General features: G+C 72.5%; 13 protein-coding genes. 7 read left to right on the top strand and 6 right to left on the bottom strand.

The features are described 5' to 3' along the window. Positions 1–40 precede the first annotated feature (40 nt). A complete protein-coding gene (locus tag ACFCXS_RS18550) occupies positions 41–1,798 on the bottom strand; it encodes an ABC transporter permease subunit (RefSeq protein WP_376644404.1) in 1,758 nt (585 codons plus the stop codon). Continuing rightward, the gene (locus tag ACFCXS_RS18545; RefSeq protein WP_376644403.1) at positions 1,795–3,315 is read right to left on the bottom strand and encodes an ABC transporter substrate-binding protein; all 1,521 of its coding nucleotides are present in this window, start codon (positions 3,313–3,315) and stop codon (positions 1,795–1,797) included. The genes ACFCXS_RS18550 and ACFCXS_RS18545 overlap by 4 nt, the downstream gene beginning before the upstream one ends. 172 nt (positions 3,316–3,487) lie before the next feature. On the opposite strand from ACFCXS_RS18545, the gene ACFCXS_RS18540 reads away from it, so the two are divergent. The 3 genes from ACFCXS_RS18540 to ACFCXS_RS18530 all read left to right on the top strand — a co-directional run bounded on the left by ACFCXS_RS18540 (position 3,488) and on the right by ACFCXS_RS18530 (position 8,268). Then, positions 3,488–4,336, top strand: a complete 849-nt coding sequence (locus ACFCXS_RS18540; protein ID WP_376644402.1) for an oxygenase MpaB family protein — start codon at positions 3,488–3,490, stop codon at positions 4,334–4,336. 61 nt (positions 4,337–4,397) lie between these two features. Then, positions 4,398–6,629 (top strand): tetratricopeptide repeat protein, encoded by a 2,232-nt coding sequence (locus tag ACFCXS_RS18535; protein WP_376644401.1) that lies wholly within the window; start codon positions 4,398–4,400, stop codon positions 6,627–6,629. A 61-nt stretch (positions 6,630–6,690) separates the two neighbouring features. Beyond that, positions 6,691–8,268, top strand: coding sequence for a phytoene desaturase family protein (locus tag ACFCXS_RS18530; protein WP_376644400.1), 1,578 nt, complete (start codon positions 6,691–6,693; stop codon positions 8,266–8,268). Between the two features lie 4 nt (positions 8,269–8,272). On the opposite strand, the gene ACFCXS_RS18525 is transcribed toward ACFCXS_RS18530, so the two are convergent. Further along, complete coding sequence (locus tag ACFCXS_RS18525; RefSeq protein WP_376644399.1) at positions 8,273–10,054, bottom strand: serine hydrolase; 1,782 nt, start codon at positions 10,052–10,054, stop codon at positions 8,273–8,275. Positions 10,055–10,213: 159 nt separating this feature from the next. Here ACFCXS_RS18525 and ACFCXS_RS18520 point away from each other — a divergent pair, with 159 nt between their 5' ends. Continuing rightward, a complete protein-coding gene (locus ACFCXS_RS18520) occupies positions 10,214–11,326 on the top strand; it encodes an NAD(P)H-dependent flavin oxidoreductase (protein ID WP_376644398.1) in 1,113 nt (370 codons plus the stop codon). After that, the gene (locus ACFCXS_RS18515) at positions 11,323–12,873 is read left to right on the top strand and encodes an acyl-CoA synthetase (protein ID WP_376644397.1); all 1,551 of its coding nucleotides are present in this window, start codon (positions 11,323–11,325) and stop codon (positions 12,871–12,873) included. The genes ACFCXS_RS18520 and ACFCXS_RS18515 overlap by 4 nt, the downstream gene beginning before the upstream one ends. A gap of 127 nt (positions 12,874–13,000) precedes the next feature. Here the strand turns inward: ACFCXS_RS18515 and ACFCXS_RS18510 are convergent, their stop codons facing one another. Continuing rightward, complete coding sequence (locus ACFCXS_RS18510; protein WP_376644396.1) at positions 13,001–15,427, bottom strand: penicillin acylase family protein; 2,427 nt, start codon at positions 15,425–15,427, stop codon at positions 13,001–13,003. 189 nt (positions 15,428–15,616) lie between these two features. Between ACFCXS_RS18510 and ACFCXS_RS18505 the strand changes: the two genes are divergently transcribed. Together ACFCXS_RS18505 and ACFCXS_RS18500 are read left to right on the top strand one after the other, a co-directional pair. Continuing rightward, positions 15,617–17,119 carry an acyl-CoA synthetase gene (locus tag ACFCXS_RS18505; RefSeq protein WP_376644395.1) on the top strand — a complete coding sequence of 501 codons (1,503 nt, stop codon included), beginning with the start codon at positions 15,617–15,619 and terminating at the stop codon, positions 17,117–17,119. A 93-nt stretch (positions 17,120–17,212) separates the two neighbouring features. Next, entirely contained in the window at positions 17,213–17,935 is a 723-nt protein-coding gene (locus tag ACFCXS_RS18500) for an alpha/beta fold hydrolase (RefSeq protein WP_376644394.1), read from the top strand. On the opposite strand, the gene ACFCXS_RS18495 is transcribed toward ACFCXS_RS18500, so the two are convergent. Together ACFCXS_RS18495 and ACFCXS_RS18490 are read right to left on the bottom strand one after the other, a co-directional pair. Next, the gene (locus tag ACFCXS_RS18495) at positions 17,907–19,781 is read right to left on the bottom strand and encodes a sulfatase (protein ID WP_376644393.1); all 1,875 of its coding nucleotides are present in this window, start codon (positions 19,779–19,781) and stop codon (positions 17,907–17,909) included. The genes ACFCXS_RS18500 and ACFCXS_RS18495 overlap by 29 nt on opposite strands. 116 nt (positions 19,782–19,897) lie before the next feature. After that, positions 19,898–21,517 carry an acyl-CoA synthetase gene (locus ACFCXS_RS18490; RefSeq protein ID WP_376644392.1) on the bottom strand — a complete coding sequence of 540 codons (1,620 nt, stop codon included), beginning with the start codon at positions 21,515–21,517 and terminating at the stop codon, positions 19,898–19,900. Between the last annotated feature and the right edge of the window lie 6 nt (positions 21,518–21,523).

Below are 21,523 nucleotides of genomic sequence, written 5' to 3'. Positions count from 1 at the left end.
GCGCCCCGGCCGGTCACTCCGCACCCGGCCGGGGCGCGTCCTATCGGCCCTTGCCCCGTCCCAGCACGCTGCCCGTCACCGCCAGTACGGACAGCACCACCAGCGCGGCGGCCGGGCCGAGGACGGTCCAGGGGGCCAGTTCGGCGTACGGCTGGTTCTCCGAGAGGAGGCGGCCCCACTCGGGGGTGGGCGGCTGTTCGCCCAGGCCCAGGAAGCCGAGGGAGGCCAGGACCAGCACGGTCGTGGGAAGCCGGAGCAGGGCGTTGCGCAGGAGGGCCGGGATCACCGAGGGCAGCAGGTGCCGGCGCAGGAGATGCAGCCGTCCGGCGCCGAGCGCGACGGACGCGGCGATGTGCCCGCTCGCGCGTTCCTGTTCCAGCAGGGCCGCGGTCTGGGCGGCGTACGGGCTCCATCCGACCAGGCAGACCGCGCAGGCGGCGCCCCACACGGACGGTCCGGTCACGCCCGCGATCAGCAGACCCGCGAGAACGGCCGGCAGGGTGGACACGACCTCGGTGGGGCCCGCGCTCGCCCTCGGTGCCATGCCCAGCAGCAGCCCGGTGAGGGCGCTGACCGCCGTCACGACGAGGGCGACCCAGGCCGTGCGCAGCGCGCCGTGGCCGAGGCGGGCCAGGAGGTCACGGCCCAGCGCGTCCGTGCCCAGGGGGTGTTCGCCGGACGGCGACAGCAGCCGTGCCGCCGTGTCGACCTGGAGCGGGTCGCGCAGGAGGCCCGCCGTCACCAGGGTGAGCAGGAGCAGCGCGCAGGCGGCGGTGACCCAGCGCAGGGTGCGCGGCACGGTGAGCGCAGGCCGGTGCAGGGCCGGCAGGGCGCCGTCGCGCAGGGGCCGCCCGAGCAGTGCGTGACGCAGGGCCCTGATCAGGATGCCCGCGGCGACACCGAGCAGGACCAGGGCCAGGGTCGCCGTCTGCAGCACCGGGAGGTCCTGCGCGACCGCCGAGTCCAGGGCGAGCCGGCCGAGCCCCGGGATGTTGAAGATCTTCTCCACGGCGACAGCACCACCGACCAGGGCCACGACGGTCGGCAGCAACTGTGGCAACAGGCCGGGCAGGGTGCGCCGCAACGCACCCCGGCCGATATGACCGGACGGCAGCCCGACGGCGTAGGCCGTACGCGCCCAGGGCTCATGGAAGGCGGCGGGCAGCGCCTGGTCGAGCATGCCGCCGAGCATCGCGCCCGACGGGATGCCGAGGGCGAGCGAGGGCAGCACCATCGACTGCGGGCCCTCCCAGCCGCTGGACGGGAACCACCCCCACCACACCCCGCACACGGTGGCCAGCACCGAGGCGAGCAGGAACTTCGGCAGCGACGCGAGAACGGCGGCCGTGGTGCCCGCCCGGTCCTGCCGCAGCCGGCGCCGGGAACCGAGGAACACCGTGCGGGCAACCACCAGTGCGGCGACCAGCACCGTGACGGCGAACGCGCCCAGCATCAGCGTCAGGGAGACCGACAAAGCCGTCCCCACCTGCGGCACTACCGGTTCTCCGGAGACCCACGAGACACCGGCCTCGCCGTGCGGCAGGCCGCCCAGCCAGTGCGCGAGATGCACCCAGGGGCCCTCGTCCAGGCCCAACTGGTCGCGCACGGCGGCGAGTTCCGCCGGTGTGGGGTTCTGGTCGGCGGAGCGTGCGCGCAGCACCGTACGGGCCGGGTCGGCGCCGGACAGCCAGGGGAGCAGGGCCACGGCGCCGAGCAGGGCCGTTCCGGCGAGCACACGGCCGGCCGCCGCCGTCCAGCGGGACGAGCGAACGGCGGCGGGGGTGTGCGTGTGGCTCATGCGGATTGCTTCAGACGGGTGTCGACGTCGATCAGGGACCGTTCGCGCGGGTCGAGGATCACACCTTCGACGTCGTCCGCGATGCCCTGCACGGCCTGCTCGTGGACCAGCGGCACCACCGCGTCGGTGCGCAGGATCTCGGCCTCCGCCCGCATGATCTTGTCCTGGCGGCTCTCGGTGTCCCGCTCCGCGGCGGCGGTCCGGATGGCCTTGTCCACCGCGGCGTTCCTCAGACCGGCGATGTTGTAGACGCCCTCGCTGGTGAAGTCGCTGGCGAGGTAGTCGACCGCGTCACCGGTGTCGAGGAGTGTCACCCGCGAGAAGACCAGGGCGTCGTACTTCCCGGCGAGGAGGTCGCCCTCCATCTGCGTGTACTCGCGTACGTCCTGCTTCACGGTGAACCCGGCCTTCTCCAGCTGCTGCTGGAGCACGGTCGCCGCTTCGGGCAGCTCGGCCCGGTTGGTGTAGGTGGCCAGCCGCAGCGTCCTGCCCTTGGTGCCGGACTTCACCTCGGCGGCGGTCGCGGCCTCGGTACGGCCCGTCACCTCGACGCGCTTGCCGGCCGCCCAGGGGACGGCCGGCCCGAACAGGCCCTGGGCGGGGTCGGCGTAGCCGCCGAAGACGGAGTCGACCAGCGCCGAGCCGTCGACGGCCTTGCGGGCGGCCGCGCGCAGACCGCTGTCGGCGAACAGGCCGCTGCGGGTGTTGAGGATCAGGCTGTCGGTGCGCACCGACGGGACCTCGTGCCGGGTCTGCTTGTCGAGCAGTTTCGCCTGGGCGGTGGGGATCCACTCGGCGATGTCGGTCTCGCCGCCGCGCAGGGCGTTGGCACGGGCCGTCCCGTCCGCGATCCAGCTGACGTCGATGCCGGGCGCCTCGGCCTTGCCGCCCCAGTAGCCGTCGAAACGGTCGAGCGTGGCCTTGGTCTTGCCGGTCAGCCGGGTGATCTCGAACGGACCGGTGCCGGTGCCGACGGGGCTGACGGCGCCGTCCTTCGCGTACGCCTTCGCCGCCAGGATCGCCAGCGCGGGACTGGCCAGCCGCAGCGGCAGCACCGGGTCGGGCGACTCGGTGGTGAGGGTGACGGTGTCGGCGTCCTCGGCCTCGGCGGTCAGTGACACGTCGCTCAGCACGCGGGGCTTGGGCTTGGCCGCCCCGGCGTGGTCGAGTGCCTCGACCACGGACTGTGCGGTGAGCTCGGTGCCGTCCTGGAAGCGGGCCTTGCGCAGCTCGAAGGTCCAGGTGGTGGCGTCGTCCTGCTTCCAGGACTTCGCCAGCGCGGGCTCGGCCGTGCCGTTCCTGTCGAGTGCCGTGAGGCCCTCCGCGACGGACAGCTTGCTCAGTACGGTGGCGTCGTTGCTGTAGGGGGACAGCGCCTGCACCGGCGGTACGGCCAGCGCGACCCGCAGCCGCCCGCCCGGTCCCGCGCCGGTGTCGCTCTCGCCGGGCGCGAAGCAGCCGGCCAGCAGGGGAGTGAGAGCGAGCGCCGCTATGAAGCCGCGGGAGGTGGTGCGCATGTCGGATCCTGTCGTGCGGGAGATCGGCGGCGTCAGCTTATAAGGGGAGGCTTACCAAACTCGTGCCGGGTAGGTGAAGACTCAACGACCGGACTGCCGCGGTGTGAGGCAAAGCCTCTCGACCCGCTGTTCGACCTGTGCCATCGTGTCCGCCGGGGCGGAGGTGAGGCGCATGACCGGCGCGGACCCGGGACTGTTCGGTCCGGACTCGGTGACCTGGCAGCTCCACAGCGACCCCGTGATGTGGATCGCGGGCGTCCGGGCGCTGTACCTCCAGGCTCTGCATCCCCGCGCGGTCCGCGGGGTCGTGCAGAACTCCGACTTCAGGCGGGATGCCTGGGGCCGTCTGATGCGCACCGCGGGCTTCGTCGGCACGACGACGTACGGCACCACCGAGGCGGCCGAGCACGCCGGCGCCCGGGTCCGGAAGATCCACCGCCTGCTGTCCGCCACCGATCCGGACACCGGTGAGCGCTACGGCGTCGACGAACCCGCCCTGCTGCTGTGGGTGCACTGCGCCGAGATCGACTCGTATCTGCACGTCGCACGCCGTTCCGGATTCCGGCTCACCGACGCCGAGGCCGACCGTTACATCGCCGAACACCGGCAGAGCGCACGCCTGGTGGGCCTCGACCCCGACGACGTACCGGGGGACCGGGCCGAGATGGCCGCCTACTTCGAGAAGGTGCGCCCGGATCTCGCCGCGGGACCCGAGGCACATGAGGTGGACGACTTCCTGCTCCGCCCGCCCGCCCACCCGCTCCTCGTACCGGCGCGCGAGGTGCTGTGGCGGCGCGTGGCACACCTGGCGTACGCCTCCCTGCCGCCGTACGCCCACGAGTTGTACGGCAGGCCCGCCCCCGCCCCGGCCGCCGTCACCCGCCAACTGCGCCTCGCCGGCCTCCTGCTGCGCCGCGTTCCCGCACGTGTGCGGTGGCAACTCCCGCCCAAACACATTCTTCGGGCCATGGCGAGGCTCGGCCCCGGCGCGCGTCCGGCACCGTACAAACTCGGACGATAGCCCGCCATACTGGGTGGGCCGAGGGGCGGGCGGACAGCTACCGGGGGGAGCGTCGCGCGAGATGGGGGACAACAGGCTCATCCAGGGCCGGTACCGGCTGCTCGATCTGATCGGGCGTGGCGGCATGGGCGAGGTGTGGCGGGCCCGGGACGAGTCCCTCGGCCGGCACGTCGCCGTCAAGTGCCTCAAACCGCTGGGCCCGAACCACGACCACGCGTTCACCCGCGTGCTGCGGGAGCGGTTCCGCCGCGAGGCCCGGGTGGCCGCCGCGCTGCAGCACCGGGGCATCACCGTCGTGCACGACTTCGGTGAGTCCGACGGCGTCCTGCATCTGGTCATGGAACTGCTGGACGGCCGCAACCTCAGCCAGCTCCTGGAGGACAACAAGCAGCACCCGCTGCCCGTCGCGGACGTCGAGGAGATCGCCGAGCAGGTCGCCGCCGCCCTCGCCTACTGCCACGAACAGGGCATCGTCCACCGGGACCTGAAGCCCGCCAACATCGTGCGGCTCGGCGACGGCACCGTGAAGATCTGCGACTTCGGCATAGCCCGCCTCGGGCACGACATCGGGTTCACCTCCCGGCTGACCGGCACCGGCATCGCCATGGGCACCCCGCACTACATGTCCCCGGAGCAGATCGGCGGCACCGAGGTCGACCAGCGCAGCGACCTGTACTCGTTCGGGTGCGTGCTGTACGAGCTCGCCACCGGCGTACCGCCGTTCGACCTCGGCGACGCCTGGGCGATCCTCGTCGGCCACCGCGACACCCCGCCCCGCCCGCCGCGCGAGCACCGGCCCGACCTGCCCGAGTACCTGGAACGGATCATCCTCGACCTGCTGGCCAAGGAACCCGCCCAGCGACCGGACGACGCCCGTCAGCTGGCCCGCCGGATCAGCGCCCACCGGGCCGCGCCGGCGTACGTGCCCGCCGGCGCGGCGGCCCGCCCGGCTCCCGGCGGGCCCGCGGGAGCGGCCCGGCTGCCGTCCTGGACGCACGGCATGACCACCGGCCACAAGGCGACCGGTACGGGAGTGCGCACCACCCCACCGGACCCGGCGGCGGGACTGTCCGGTGAGTGGATCGCACGGCCCGCCACCGGACCCGTCGTCGCCGAACCCGTCCCCGCGCAGCCGCCCGCCCCGCCCACGGAGGTCCTGACCGCCCTGGCCGGCCGGCACAACGCGGGACTGAGCCTCGGCCGGCTCGGCCGCTGGACGGAAGCGGGCGAGGTGCACCGGGCCGTCGCCGCCGAACGCGAGCACCTCCTCGGCCCCGACCACCCCGACACCCTCTCCAGCCGGTACGAGGTCGCCTTCACCCTCAGCCGCACCGGCCGCGCCGCGGACGCCCTGCGCGAGTACAAGCACGTCGCCGGGTCCAGGATCCGCACCCTCGGCGCCGATCACCCCGACACCCTGGCCGCCCGCCAGGAGATGGCCTACGTCCTCGGCCAGCTCGGCCGCCCCTTCGACGCCCACCGCGTCTACACCTCGGTGCTCACCGCCCGCGAGCAGCTCATGGGCCCCGACCACCCCGACACCCTGCGCTGCCGCCACAACCTCGCCTTCAACCTCAGCCGTCTCGGCCGCCTCGAGGACTCGTACCGCATGGCCCGGGAGGTGGCCGCCGCCCGCGCCCGCGTGCTCGGCCCGGACCACCCCGACACGCTCGTCACCCGCTACGAAGTCGCCTACACCCTGGGCCAGCTGGGCCGCTGGGCCGAGGCCCTGGAAACCTACCGTGACGTCGCCGAGGCCCGTGGCCGGGCCCTCGGCCCCGACCATCCCGACACGCTCGCCGCCCGGCACGAAATCGGGATCAGCCTGGGCCGCCTCGGCCGCGGCGCGGAAGCCCTGGACCTCTACCGCGACCTGGTCGCGGACCGCACCCGCAGCCAGGGCTCCACCCACCCCGAGACACTGCGCGCCCGCCACGGCCGCTGCGTCAACCTCGGCCGGCTCGGCCGCTGGGAGGAGGCCCTCACCGAATCCCGCGACGTGGCCGCCCTCCGCGAGCAGGTCCTCGGCCCCGACCACCCGGACACCCTGGTCAGCCGCCGCGAGGTCGCCGTCGGCCTCGGCTGGCTGGGCCGCTGGCCCGACGCGCTCACCGAGTACCGGCGTGTGGCAGGCGCCCGGGAGCGCGTCCTCGGCGCCGACCACCCCGACACCCTCGCCAGCCGAAACGACGAGGCCCACTGCCTCGAACAGCTCGGCCGCGGTGCCGAGGCCATGGCCCTGTACCGAAGAGTGGCGGCCCTGCGCGAGCAGCGGGCCGCGGCCGGACGCTGACCCCGGCAGGGCGGGCAGGCGCCGTCTGGCCGACCCGGATCACCCCGTGTTACCAAGAACCATGACCGCACCCGAGGGACCCCGCCCGCACCGGACCTACGACGCCGTCATCGTCGGCGGCGGCCACAACGGCCTGGTCGCCGCCGCCTATCTGGCCCGGGCCGGGCGCTCCGTGCTGGTCCTGGAGCGGCTGGACCACACCGGCGGCGCCGCGGTGTCCACCCGGCCCTTCGCCGGGGTCGACGCCCGGCTGTCCCGCTACTCCTACCTGGTCAGCCTGCTGCCCAAGAAGATCGTCCGGGACCTGGGGCTGGACTTCAGGGTCCGCACCCGTACGGTCTCCTCCTACACACCCGCCGAACGCGACGGCCGGCCCACCGGACTCCTCGTCGGCGGCGGTGACCGGCGCACCCGGGAGGCGTTCGCCCGGCTCACCGGCTCCGACCGCGAGTTCCGGGCCTGGCAGGAGTTCTACGGCAGGACCGGCCGCGCCGCCGGGCGCATCTTCCCGACCCTCACGGAGCCGCTGCCCGCACGCGACGAGCTGCGCCGCCGCCTCGACGACGAGGAGACCTGGCGGATGTTGTTCGAGGAGCCGATCGGCGTGGCCGTGGAGGAGCGCTTCCAGGACGACCTGGTGCGCGGTGTGGTCCTCACCGACGCCCTCATCGGCACCTTCGCCGACGCCCACGACCCCTCCCTGAAGCAGAACCGCTGCTTCCTCTACCACGTGATCGGCGGCGGCACGGGAGACTGGGACGTACCGGTCGGCGGTATGGGGGCGCTCACCGACGCCCTCGCCGACGCTTCGCGTGCGGCCGGAGCGGTCCTCGCCACCGGCCACGAGGCACTGCGCATCGCCACGGACGGCGCAACCGCCGAGGTCACGTATCGCACGGCCGACGGCGAAGGCACCGTCGCCGCCCGGCACGTCCTGGTGAACGCCTCACCGCGGGCCTTGGCGGAACTGACCGGTGACACGCCCCCGGCCCCCGCCGAAGGCGCGCAGTTGAAGGTGAACATGCTGCTGAAGCGGCTGCCGCGGCTGCGCGACAGCGCCGTCGACCCACGCGAGGCCTTCGCAGGCACCTTCCACATCGCCGAGGGCTACGGACAACTGGCCACCGCCCACGCCCAGGCCGCCGCCGGACACCTGCCCGCCGCTCCGCCCTCCGAGATCTACTGCCACTCGCTCACCGACCCGACCATCCTCGGCCCCGGCCTGGCCGAGCAGGGCTACCAGACGCTCACCCTCTTCGGTCTGCACACCCCGGCCCGCCTGTTCGAGCGGGACAACGACGGCGTACGCGAGGACCTGCTGAAGTCCACCCTCGCCCAGCTCGACGCCCACCTGGCCGAACCCCTCGCGGACTGCCTGGCCACCGACGCGGACGGACGCCCCTGCATCGAGGCCAGGACCCCGCTCGACCTGGAGCGGGACCTCGGCCTGCCCGGCGGCAACATCTTCCACCGCGAGCTGAGCTGGCCCTACGCGCAGGAGGGCACCGGCCGCTGGGGCGTGGAGACCGGCCACGCGAACGTGCTGCTGTGCGGGGCGGGCGCGGTGCGCGGGGGCGGGGTCAGCGGAGTCCCGGGACACAACGCGGCCATGGCGGTGCTGGAGAACACCCCCGAGTGACCCCTCAGTCGGTCTCGCGCGTCCACCCCACCGCCGTCAGGCGCGCCGCGTCCGCCGGGCGCGCCTCGTCGAACAGGACGCCCCCGGGCGCTTCCACACGCAGCCCGTCCACGTAGCACCCGCGCCCGACGTACAGCCGGTCCGTCGCGTAGCGCCAGCGCAGGGCGAGCTGCCGTGCGGCCGGGAGGGCGGCGGTGAGCCGGTGCCGGACGCGGCCGGACCAGCCGGTGACCGAGCCCGACGGGTGCTGCTCGGGCTCCTGGCCTCGGCGGGACGTCGTGAAGGGCACGGGCTGCCAGCTCGTGCCGCCGTCGGTCGTGGCCTCCAGGGCCAGGAGGTCGGCCGTCGGCTCGGTGTCCCACCACAGGGCACAGCGCAGCCGCGCCCGGCCGGTGGACGTGTCGAGCGCGGGCAGCGTGAGCGTCGCCGTCGTGGAGAGGGCCATCCCGGAGAACCAGGCCGTGCGGCCCCGGGCCGGCCGGACCGGTACGGCGCGCGCCATGTGGTTCGCCGCCGCGACCCTGGGCGCCGACCCTGAACGCCAACTCCGCACCGGGTGGACCGAGTTGCCGAGGACGATCAGAAACGAGTCGGTCGTCGGGTCGAGGACCAGCGAGGTGCCCGTGAAACCGGTGTGCCCGGCGGTGCGCGGCGTGGCCATCGCGCCCATGTACCAGTGCTGGTAGAGCTCGAAGCCGAGGCCGTGCTCGTCCCCGGGGAAGGCGGTGTTGAAGTCGGTGAACATCAGCTCCACCGACTCCGGCGTCAGGATCCTGGACCGCCCGTAGACACCGCCGTTGAGCAGCGTCCGGCCGAGGACCGCCAGGTCCCACGCGTCGGAGAACACGCCCGCGTGGCCCGCGACGCCACCCAGACCGAAGGCGTTCTCGTCGTGCACCTCGCCCCACACCAGGCCCCGGTCCAGGCCGGACCACGGGGCGCGGGCGTCTTCCGTGGCCGCGATCTTCGGCCGCCAGGACGCGGGCGGGTTGTAGCGGGTGCGGCGCAGGCCGAGCGGCGCGGTGATCTCGTCCCGGAGCAGGACGTCCAGGGCGCGGCCCGTGATCCGTTCCAGCACGAGTTGCAGCGAGATGAGGTTCAGGTCCGAGTACAGGTACGCCGTGCCGGGCGCGCTGACCGGCTTCTCGTTCCAGATGAGCTGGAGCTTGTCCTCGTGGGTCGGCGCGCTGTACAGCGGGATCCAGGCACGGAACCCCGAGGTGTGCGTGAGGAGCTGACGGATCGTGATGTCCTGCTTGCCCGCGCGCGCGAAGTCCGGCAGGTACGAGGAGACCTTCGCCTCCAGCTCCAGTGCGCCCCGCTCGATCTGCTGCACGGCGAGGATCGAGGTGAACAGCTTCGACACCGACGCCAGGTCGAACACGGTGTCCTCGGCCATCGGGATCTGCTCGCCGGGCGGGAACTCGACGCCCGTGTCGGTCTTCTCGTCGTAGGCCCGGTAGCGCACCGCCATGCCGATCGGCCGGTGCAGGGCGACCGTGCCGCCGCGTCCGGCGAGCAGGACGGCGCCCGCGTACCAGGGGTGCTTGGGGGAGGGGGCGAGGAACGCCTCCGCGTCGGTGACGAGCCGGCGCAGGTGGGAGGCGAGCAGTCCGGCGCGTGCGGCGGAACCGTGCCGCAGGGTGGGGCGGTGGCCGGTGCCCGCCGGGGCCGCCTCGGCGGGTCCCACGGGCAGCGGGGCCAGGGCGAGCGCACCGCCCAGGGCCAGAGCCGCTCTGCCCAGTTGACGCCGGGTCGGTTCGCCGTTCGCCGCTCTGCCGGTCACCGCGTACCCCTTCGCCTCTGCCGACTCGCATGTCCCATGCAGTATGTCCGCCGTCCGCCTCCGCCCATAGACCGCACGCGGGAATCGACCGGGGTCTCGATCTGACGGAGCATCAGAAAACCCCTTCCGTCCTCCGGAGGACTCCGGCATCCTGCGCCCATGCAGACGGAGCTGAGCCAGACACTGGGAATCGAGCACGCCGTCTTCGGCTTCACGCCGTTCCCCGCCGTCGCCGCGGCCATCAGCCGGGCCGGCGGCTTCGGCGTGCTCGGCGCGGTCCGCTACACCGCCCCCGACGAACTCCAACGCGACCTGGACTGGATCGAGGCACACGTCGACGGCAGCCCGTACGGGCTGGACGTCGTGATGCCGGCGAAGAAGGTCGAGGGCGTGACGGAAGCCGACGTCGAGGCGATGATCCCCGAGGGCCACCGGCAGTTCGTCCGGGACACCCTCGCCAAGCACGGCGTGCCCGAACTCGCCGAGGGCGAGGCGTCCGGCTGGCGCATCACCGGCTGGATGGAGCAGGTCGCCCGCAGCCAGCTGGACGTCGCCTTCGACTACCCGATCCGGCTCCTCGCCAACGCCCTCGGCTCCCCGCCCGCCGACGTCATCGCCCGTGCCCACGACCAGGATGTGCTCGTCGCCGCCCTCGCGGGCAGCGCCCGGCACGCCGAGAAGCACCGGGACGCCGGAATCGACATCGTCGTGGCGCAGGGCTACGAGGCGGGCGGCCACACCGGCGAGATCGCCTCCATGGTGCTCACCCCGGAGGTCGTCGACGCCGTCGCCCCGCTGCCCGTCCTGGCAGCCGGCGGCATCGGCAGCGGACAGCAGGCGGCTGCCGCCCTCACCCTCGGGGCCCAGGGGGTGTGGCTGGGATCCCTGTGGCTGACCACCACCGAAGCGGACCTGCACTCGCCCGCCCTGACCCGCAAGCTCCTCGCGGCCGGCTCCGGGGACACCGTCCGCTCCCGCGCGCTGACCGGCAAGCCCGCCCGCCAGCTGCGCACCGAGTGGACCGACGCCTGGGACGACCCGGCCGGGCCCGGCACCCTGCCCATGCCCCTGCAAGGCCTGCTGGTCGCCGAGGCCGTCTCACGCATCCAGAAGTACGAGGTCGATCCGCTGCTCGGCACCCCGGTCGGCCAGATCGTCGGCCGGATGAACAGCGAACGCAGCGTTCAGGCGGTCTTCGACGACCTCACCCGCGGCTTCGAGCAGGCCGTGGACCGCGTCAACCGCATCGCCGGAAGGAGCGGACAGTCGTGAGCACACCCCCCGTGGGCTTCTGGGCCCAGGCCGCACAGCACCCCGAACGGAAGGTGCTCGTCGCACCCGACGGCGAGGAGTGGACCGCCGGACGCCTGCACGCCGCCGCCAACCGGCTCGTGCACGGCCTGCGCGCGGCCGGACTGGAACGCGGCGACACCTTCGCGGTGGTCCTGCCCAACGGCGTCGAGTTCCTCACCGCCTATCTGGCGGCCAGCCAGGCCGGGTTCTATCTCGTCCCGGTCAACCACCACCTGGTCGGACCGGAGATCGCGTGGATCGTCTCCGACTCCGGCGCCAAGGTGCTCCTCGCCCACGAGCGCTTCGCCGACGCGGCCCGCGCCGCCGCCGGCGAGGCGGGCCTGCCGGTCACCCACCGGTACGCCGTGGGCACGGTCGAGGGGTTCCGCCCCTACGCCGAACTCCTCGACGGGCAGCCCGAGTCGGCGCCCGCGGACCGCACCCTCGGCTGGGTCATGAACTACACCTCGGGCACCACCGGCCGCCCACGCGGCATCCGCCGCCCGCTGCCCGGCAAACCCCCGGAGGAGGCCTACCTCGGCGGCTTCCTCGGCATCTTCGGCATCCGGCCGTTCGACGACAACGTGCACCTGGTGTGCTCACCGCTCTACCACACGGCCGTCCTGCAGTTCGCCGGCGCGTCCCTGCACATCGGCCACCGGCTGGTCGTCATGGACAAGTGGACACCCCAGGAGATGCTCCGGCTCATCGACGCCCACCGCTGCACCCACACCCACATGGTCCCCACCCAGTTCCACCGGCTGCTGGCCCTCCCCGGCGAGGTGAAGGAGCGTTACGACGTCTCCTCCATGCGGCACGCCATCCACGGGGCCGCGCCCTGCCCCGACCACGTGAAGCGGGCCATGCTGGACTGGTGGGGCCCCTGCGTCGAGGAGTACTACGCGGCCAGCGAGGGCGGCGGCGCCTTCGCCACCGCCGAGGACTGGCTGAAGAAGCCCGGCACCGTCGGCAAGGCCTGGCCCATCAGCGAGCTCGCGATCTTCGACGACGACGGCAACCGGCTGCCGCCCGGTGAACTCGGCACCGTCTACATGAAGATGACCACCGGCGGCTTCTCGTACCACAAGGACGAGGCCAAGACCCGGGGGAACCGCATCGGCGACTTCTTCACCGTCGGCGACCTGGGCCACCTGGACGAGGACGGCTACCTCTTCCTGCGCGACCGCAAGATCGACCTGATCATCTCCGGCGGGGTCAACATCTACCCCGCCGAAATCGAGTCGGCCCTGCTCGCCCACCCCGCCGTCGCCGACGCTGCCGTCTTCGGCATTCCCCACGACGACTGGGGCGAGGAGGTCAAGGCGGTCGTGGAACCGGCCCCCGGACACCGGCCCGGGCCCGCCCTCGCGGCCGGCCTCCTCGACCACTGCGCCCACCGGCTCGCCGGGTACAAGCGGCCCAGGAGCGTCGACTTCATCACCGAGATGCCCCGTGACCCCAACGGCAAGCTGTACAAGCGGCGGCTGCGGGAGCCCTACTGGGAGGGCCGGACGCGCCCGGTGTGATGCCCCCTCCGCCGAGTTTGCCGTGCGCCGGGTGCCGTCCCGTGGGAACGGCACCGCGTGGGTGCTGCCCCACGGGAACGGGACCGCGCGGGGTGCCGCCCCACAGGGACCGCACCCCGCGCACCGGTCAGCGGCGCTCGTGCACCCGTACGACCTTCAGCTTCGGCGAGGACAGGATGTCCTTCTCGCAGAAGCGTGACGCGACCCACTTCTCACCGGAGAACAGCCGGGTCTGGTCGGCGAAGTGCGGCGACTTCGGGTTCGACGACTGGGAGTACGTCAGCAGCGTGCGGGCCACCGGACAGCGGCTGCCGTCCCAGCCCACCGCCTGCAGATGACTGGATCCGAACGGCACCTGCGTGTAGCCGCCGCCGGCCGCGTCCCACGTCGGTTCGATGACGTTCCAGACGCCGAGCCGCCCCGCGCCGCCCGGCACGGGCAGGCGCTCGCCGCCGCGGTCGACGAACTGGTGCGCGCCGAGCGGCGCGTCGAGCGCGATGCCCGCGCTCCGCAGCTCGGTCACCGCGTCGGCCAGCGCGGCCTGGAAGCCGGCCGACTCCGTGTTCAGGGTGTTCGGCGTACGGACCGGGTCCGTCGCCGAGAACGGCACCTTCCACAACCGGTCCGCCGGAACCGTCTGTTCGAGCCTGCGCCAGAACCGGTCGAAGAGCAGCGCTCCCCGGCTGCCGGTGTCCATGGTGCGGTCCCAGGCCTTCAGCACCCCACAGGACGCCGACACGTCGACCGCCTTGCCGTCGTTGCCCGTCGCCGTACCCCCGGGCAGTGCGGCGCACGCCCGTGCCACGTCCCCGGCGGCGAGGTCGCCCGCGGGCACCCGGTTGGCGAACTGCTGCTTCTGCAGGTCGCGTACGGTCAGTCCGCCGCGGTCCGCCATCGCCGCGACGTCCTCGACCGCGCCACGGGTGCGCAGGCCGAGCTGAGTGCCCACCGTGCCGAAGATCCGCTCGTACCCGGTGAGCGGCCGGTCGGCGTTGGTCATCCACGCGGTGCCGTTGGAGTTCTCCGCGTAGGGGGCGTCCTTCAGCGTCGGCATCCTCGACGGTCCGAAGATCCCCGGCACGACGGCACCCGGATCGCTGCCGAGCGCGCAGTCACCGCGCGAACCGTCGAGGATCGCGATCCCGGACGCCGGATACGTGGTCCTGCCCAGGTCCGTGGAGCAGCGCTGCGCCAACACGTCGGTGATGCGGGGGAGCACCTGGGACTGGGTGTAGAGGGAGTGCCCCGCGCGGTCGGCGGCGATCGTGTTCACCCAGGGGATGCCCTGGTGCCGGTCGAGGGAGGCGAGGACGTCGCCCGTGCTGCGCGCCTTGCTGAAGCCGAGGGAGGTGTCGGCGAAGCGCAGGTTCGCGGCGTTCGGGTCGTTGAGGGCGTATGCCGTCTTCTCCGTCCACGGCAGCGGGACCTGGGAACCGAGGGAGGTGACGACGGGGCCGTAGCGGGTCCACCACTGGGTGCGGGTGACCGGTGCGCCGTCCTTCACTGCGACCGTCACGGTCCGCTTCTTCATGCGTTCCGGCCTGCCGTCCACGAGGTACGTCGTGGGATCGGCCGGATCGAGCGTCAGCTGGTGGAAGTTGGCCGGAATGCCGGTGGAGACGGTGTGGCTCCACGCCACATGTGCGTTGAACCCGATGGAGATCGCCGGGGTGCCGAGCAGTGAGCCGCCGGAGACGTTCAGCTCGCCCGGGATCGTCTGCTGCGACTGCCAGAAGCGGCGTCCGCCGTCCCACGGGTAGTGCGGGTTGCCCAGCAGCAGGCCACGGCCGCCCGCCGTCGTGTCACCGCTGAAGGCGACCGCGTTGGAGCCCATGCCGGGGTCGCCCCAGAGCTCGTCCGCCGCCTTCGCCACCGCCTTCGCGCCCGGTGTGCGGGCGGACGGAGCACCGGAGGCGGCCGCACCGCCCGCCGGCGGCTGCGCGGCGGTGATCGTGTCCACGAACCGCCCCTCGCCGGATATCGAGGCGATGGCCAGACCCCGGGCCGCCACGTCCAGCTCGGTGACCGGCCGGACCCAGGACGCGCCCGCACAGGCCGGATCCGTGACCTGCTTCTGCTTCAGCCACGCGTTGTAACCGGCGGCCCAGCCCCGCATCATGCTCCGGACCTCACGGCTCGGCCCCACGGGAGCCCGCTCGGCGAGCAGCTTCTCCACGGTGCCGCTCTCGCGGACCCCGCGGAAGTACAGGTCGCTGGTGAGGTTGGTCCTGGCCGCCGAGAGGTCGCCACCGGCGGGCGCGTCGGCGCCGAAGTACCGGGACCGCTCGCCGCGCAGGGTCACGAAGCCGTCGGCGAGCGTGCACACCTCGTCGGCCGCCTGCGCCCAGCCCGTACCGAAGCCCAGGTCCGCGTAGTTTTTCGCGAGGATGTGCGGAATGCCGTACTCGGTGTAGCGGATGACGGCGGACATGCCGTCACGGGAAGGGTGCTGCTCTGCTCGCTGCCCGGTCGTGGCGGCCGCCGCGGGTAACGCGGACGCGGCGGTGAACAGGGCCGTGGCCCCGAGGACAAGCCGTCTCAGACGACTGCGCATCGTGCCCTCCAACATCGTCGGGGGAAAGGAGTTTCGAGTGTAGGAACCTGATTCGAACGTCCGTCGGTTTCATGACAGCGGACGCCGTCGACGGCGGCAGGGTTGCTCGGGGCCCCTTCGCCCGCCCCCGACTCCCGCTCCGCCCGAAGTCCTTGACCTCATCGGGCGGTGAACCGAGGATCATGTGTCATGACGACGCCCGGACACGGCAGCACGGTCGACGGAGTCCTGCGGCGCAGCGCCCGGCGCACACCGGCGCGCGTCGCGGTGGAGTACGCCGAGCGGAGCTGGACGTACGACGAACTCGACACCGCGGTCTCCCGCGCGGCGAGCGTCCTCCTCGCCCAGGGCCTGGCCCCCGGGGACCGGGTCGGCGCCTACGGGCACAACTCCGACGCCTATCTGATCGCCTTCCTGGCCTGCGCCCGGGCGGGTCTGGTGCACGTACCCGTCAACCAGAACCTGACCGGCGACGACCTCGCCTACCTCGTCGGCCAGTCCGGCAGCACCCTGGTCCTCACCGACCCGGACCTCGCGTCCCGACTGCCGAGCGGCGTACGGGCGTTGCCGCTGCGCGACGCCGACGACTCGCTGCTCGCACGGCTGCCCGGGGCACCCGCCCACGACGGTCCGGAGCCGCGCGCCGAGGACCTCGTGCAACTGCTCTACACCTCGGGGACGACCGCCCTGCCCAAGGGCGCGATGATGACGCACCGGGCCCTGGTGCACGAGTACCTGAGCGCGATCACCGCCCTCGACCTCAGCGCGGGGGACCGTCCCGCGCACTCCCTGCCGCTGTACCACTCGGCGCAGATGCACGTCTTCCTGCTGCCCTACCTCGCCGTCGGAGCGACGAACATCATCCTCGACGCACCCGACGGCGACCGGCTCCTCGACCTGATCGAGGCGGGCCGCGTGGACAGCCTGTTCGCACCGCCCACCGTCTGGATCGCCCTGTCCGGCCGCCCCGACTTCGCCACCCGCGACCTGAGCGGCCTGCGCAAGGCCTACTACGGGGCGTCGATCATGCCCGTCCCGGTACTGGAGCGGTTGCGGGAGCGCCTGCCGGACCTGGCCTTCTACAACTGCTTCGGCCAGAGCGAGATCGGCCCGCTGGCGACGGTCCTCGCGCCCGGCGAGCACAAGGGCCGCATGGACTCCTGCGGCAGGACCGTCCTGTTCGTCGACGCCCGTGTGGTCGACGAGAACGGCGAGGACGTACCGGACGGCACCCCCGGCGAGATCGTCTACCGCTCCCCGCAACTGTGCGAGGGCTACTGGGACAAGCCCGAGGAGACCGCCGAGGCCTTCCGCGACGGCTGGTTCCGCTCCGGCGACCTCGCGGTGCGCGACGCGCACGGATACTTCACGATCGTCGACCGGGTGAAGGACGTCATCAACTCCGGCGGGGTCGTCATCGCCTCACGGCAGGTCGAGGACGCGCTGTACACCCACCCGGGCGTCGCCGAGGCGGCGGTCGTGGGCCTCCCCGACGAGCGCTGGATCGAGGCGGTGACGGCCGTCGTCGTGCCGCGCGGCGAGGTCTCGGAAGCGGAACTGATCGACCACGTCCGAGAGCAACTGGCCCCCTTCAAGGCCCCGAAGCGCGTGGTGTTCGTGGCCGAACTCCCGCGCAACGCCAGCGGGAAGATCCTCAAACGCGAGCTGAGAAACGACCTCGGGAACGGATAGCGCGCCCCCGGGCGCTCCGACCGCGACCACCGCGTCTCTGCTGTCGGCAGAGCGGACCCGGCCCCCGGGCACTCATCGCCTACCGTGCCCGGCATGGACACAGCACCGCGCACCGTGCAGGCGAACGGCATCACGCAGGCCTACCGTGTCTGGGGACCGCCGGACGCGGAGCCTCTCGTCCTGCTGCACGCCCGCGGGGCCGACGGCGCCGACTGGGCGTCGATCGCCCCGGCCCTGGCCACCGGGACCGCCGGGCCTCGCCGCGTGTACGCCCCGGATCTGCGCGGACACGGCCGGAGCGACTGGCCCGGCGGATATGCGTACGAAACCATGCGCGACGACATCCACGCCCTCCTCGGGGCGCTCGGCGTCGACCGCGCCGACGTCCTGGGCCACTCGCTCGGCGGCGCCGTCGCCTACCTGCTCGCCCAGCGCAGTCCGGAGCTCGTGCGGCGGCTCGTCCTGGAGGACGTGCCCGCGCCCTTCCCGCTGGACCCGCCGCGCCCACCCGCCGAACGGCCCCACGGGAACCTGCCGTACGACTGGGCAATGATCCTCGCCACCGACGAACAGCGCAACGCGCCGAATGCCGTGTGGTGGGACCACATGGGCCGGATCACCATGCCCACGTTGCTGATCGGTGGCGGGCCGAGCAGCCCGATCCCGCAGGAGCAGATCGCCGCGCTGGCCGAACTGCTCCCCGACTCCCGGCACATCACCCTCGACGCGGGGCATCTCGTGCACGAGTCCCGTCCGCAGGAGTTCCTCGCGGCCGTGGCGGAGTTCCTCAGCCCTGCGGACCGTACGCCGTCATGAAGCGGTCGCGGAAGGTGTCCATGCCCCACCGGGGCGCGTCCGCGGCCGGCTTGAGGCCGTCCGTCCAGCCCCAGTCGGCGACCCGGTCCAGGACCTTCTTGTCGTGGGCGACGATCGTCACCGGCACGTCCTTGCCGGTGTCCCCGGCGAGGACCGTCGGCACCGGCTGGTGGTCGCCTAGGAAGACCAGCACCGTGTCGTCGTCGCCGTAGCGCTCGACCCACTCGGTCAGGCTGCGGATCGAGTACTCGATGGCCTTGCGGTACTCGGCGCGCACCTTCTCCGGGTCCTTCCAGACCTCCGTGGGGTTCGTGCCCTCCTTCTTGATCCGGTGGAACACCGAGCCGTCGCCGAGGTCCTTCCAGTCGATCATGTGGGCGATGGGGGACCAGGGGTTGTGGCTGGAGGCCAGGATGATCTCCGCCATGATCGGTTCGCGGTCCTTCTTGCCGTGCTCCAGCCGCTGGAAGGCCTCCATGCTGAACTGGTCGGGCACGGGCGTCCAGCTGAAGTACGGGCCGTGGTAGCCGAGGTGCTCGGAGTCGTAGATGTGGTCCAGGCCGAAGTACTTGCCCTCCGGCCAGGCCCGCCGCACACCCGGCACGATGCCGACGGTCCGCCACGCACCCGTCTTCCCGAAGTACTTCGTCAGTGTCATGCGGTCGCTCGTGGTCAGACTGCGGTACCGCTGCTGGTTCTTGATCCACAGCCCGGACAGGAAGGTCGAGTGGGCGAGCCAGCTGCCCGCGCCCGTGACCGGCGACTGCAGCCAGCCGCTGCGCGACTCGAACCCGGCCGCCTTCAGCTTTCCGGTGCCCTCCTTGAGCACGGCGTCGGTCTGCTGCGCCATCGCCGGGTCGTCGATCGCGACCCTGCCGTAGCTCTCGATGAACGTGAACAGGACGTCCTTGCCGCGCAACCCCGTGAGCAACTGGTCGGGTGGCGTCTTCGCGAAGGCGTCCACCGCGGCCTGCTTCTCGAAGACCCGGGCGTCCGCGAGCCCCGCACGCACCTGATCCACCCGGTTGCCGAGGAACTCGGCGTTGCCCTTGGTGGCGATCGGCACGGTGCCGAGCTGCACGCCCAGGGTCATGCAGGTGATCCACGCCGTGCCGAGGATCAGGACCGTGCGGCCGGCCGCCGGGCGGTGCCGGACCATCAGGTTCGTCAGCCGCACCACCGCGAGGGTGGTGAACACGAGCAGCGCGACGAGCAGGACGATCACCCCTGCCACGGCCAGCACCTGACCGGTGCGCCCGAACGTCTCCCTGAGGAAATCCGTGCCGTTCTGGATCAGGATCCAGTCCAGCACCAGGTCGAACGGACGGGCCAGGATCTGGTAGAAGCCCATGTCGACGAACTTCAGGACCGTGAGCAGGCCCAGGAACACACCCGTGACGACCGCCGTGATCCGCCGGGGCTTCGGCGGCAGTGCGAGCAGCAGGCCGGCGAGCAGGACGCCCTCGGCCGGGATGCGGACGAACGAGGCGAACTCGATGCGCTCGATCCGGTTCGGCACCAGCAGGGCGAACAGCACCAGGGCGCCGGCCAGCACCGTCGTGCCGATGGATACGCCTCGTGCCGCCCGGGGGTAGCGGTGCCGCCAGCCGAACCAGCCGGGTTTCGTCGCCGGGTGCCGCCCGGACGGGGGCTCCTGTGCCGGGGCGGCGTTCTCGGGGACGTCGTCGGTGGCGGTGCCGTCCGACTTGTCCGCCGTGCCGGTGTCCTCGTCGGTTTTCGCCCTGCCGTCGGCCACCGGATCCGCGGTGCCGGTGTCTTCATCCGGTTTCTCCCCGCCCCCGGCCGTGTCGTCCGAAAGCTGACGGGAGCGAGTGAAGAGCGACACCCGGGGGTCCTTCCGTGCGGTCTTGCGATGGCATGCCGAACAGAGCCCGAGCGGGCCTGTCTGCCACCACCAGTACGTCCGCACGTCACCTTAGGTTCAATGTCCCGGCCGGAGAATCACCCGTCGGCCCTCACCGCCACCTCCCGCGCCCACCGGTAGTCCGCCTTGCCGCTCGGCGACCGCTGGATCGACTCGGTGATCACCAGCTGTCGAGGGATCTTGTAACCGGCGAGCCGGTCGCGGCAATGGGCCCGGATGTCCTCCAGCGACGGCCGCGCCGCGCCCGCGCGCAGTTGCACCACCGCCGCCACATGGTGGCCCCACTGAGGGTCCGGCACCCCGGCCACCAGCACGTCGTAGACGTCCGGATGCGACTTGAGGGCCTGCTCGACCTCCTCCGGGTACACCTTCTCGCCGCCGGTGTTGATGCACTGCGAGCCACGGCCGAGGACGGTGACCACGCCCTCCTCGTCGACGGTGGCCATGTCACCGAGCAGCACCCAGCGCTCGCCGTCCTTCTCGAAGAAGGTCGCGGCGGTCTTCGCCGGGTCGTTGTAGTAGCCGAGCGGCACGTGTCCGCACTGCGCGACGCGGCCCACCTCGCCGGCCGCCACCGGCTCACGGGTGGCCGGGTCGACCACCTGGGTACGGGCGTTGACCCGCACCCGGAAGCCCCGCTCGGGGCCGGAGTCCTCGGTCGCCGTTCCGTTGAAGCCCGACTCCGACGAACCGAAGTTGTTGAGCAGCATGGCGTTCGGCACCAGCTCCCGGAACTGCCGGCGCACCGTGTCCGACATGATCGCGCCGGACGACGACACGCTGAACAGCGACGAGCGGTCGATGTGCCGCAGCGGCCCGTTCAGCGCGTCGATCAGCGGCCTCAGCATGGCGTCCCCCACCAGCGAGATGCTGCTGACCCTCTCCTTCTCCACGGTCCGCAGCACCTCCTCGGGCACGAACTTGCGGTGGATCACCACCCGTTGCCCGAAGTTGAAGCCGATGAACGCCGTGAGGGTGGAGGTGCCGTGCATCAGTGGCGGCGTCGGGAAGAAGGTGATCCCCGCACCGCCGGCCGCGACCCGCTCGGCGAGCTCCTCGGGCTTCTTCACCGGCTCCCCGGTCGGGGCGCCCCCGCCGAGACCCGCGAAGAACAGGTCCTCCTGCCGCCACATCACACCCTTGGGCATCCCCGTCGTGCCGCCGGTGTAGATGATGAACTGGTCGTCCGGCGAACGGGCCGGGAAGCCACGCTCGGGTGACCCCTCGGCCTCCACCTGCGCGAACCCCATGCAGGGCACCTCCGCGGCCCCAGGCGCCGGAGCGCCCACCCGGACCAGATGCCGCAGCTTCTCCGCCCGCGGCAGTGCCGCCGCCACCCGGTCCGTGAACTCGGCGTCGAAGACCAGCGCCGCCAGGTCCGCGTCCCGGTAGAGGTAGACCAACTCCTCCTCGACGTAGCGGTAGTTGACGTTGACCGGCACGATCCGTGCCTTGAGGCACCCCAGGACCGTCTGCAGGTACTCCACGCCGTTGTAGAGGTGGAGCCCGAGGTGTTCACCGGGGCGAATCCCGCTGTCGAGCAGATGGTGGCCGACGCGGTTGGCCGCGGCGTCCAGCTCGGCGTACGTCAGGCGGCGCTCGGCGCCCGTGCCGGGATGGTCGGCGTACACCAGCGCCTCACGGCCGGGGACGACGTCGACGACCGACTCGAACAGGTCGGCAAGGTTGTACTCCACCGCTCC

It is taken from the genome of Streptomyces sp. NPDC056373 (assembly GCF_042262425.1).
Taxonomy (GTDB): domain Bacteria; phylum Actinomycetota; class Actinomycetes; order Streptomycetales; family Streptomycetaceae; genus Streptomyces.
Note: the sequence above shows the minus strand (reverse complement) of the source record. Positions and strands in the feature narration are given on the sequence as shown.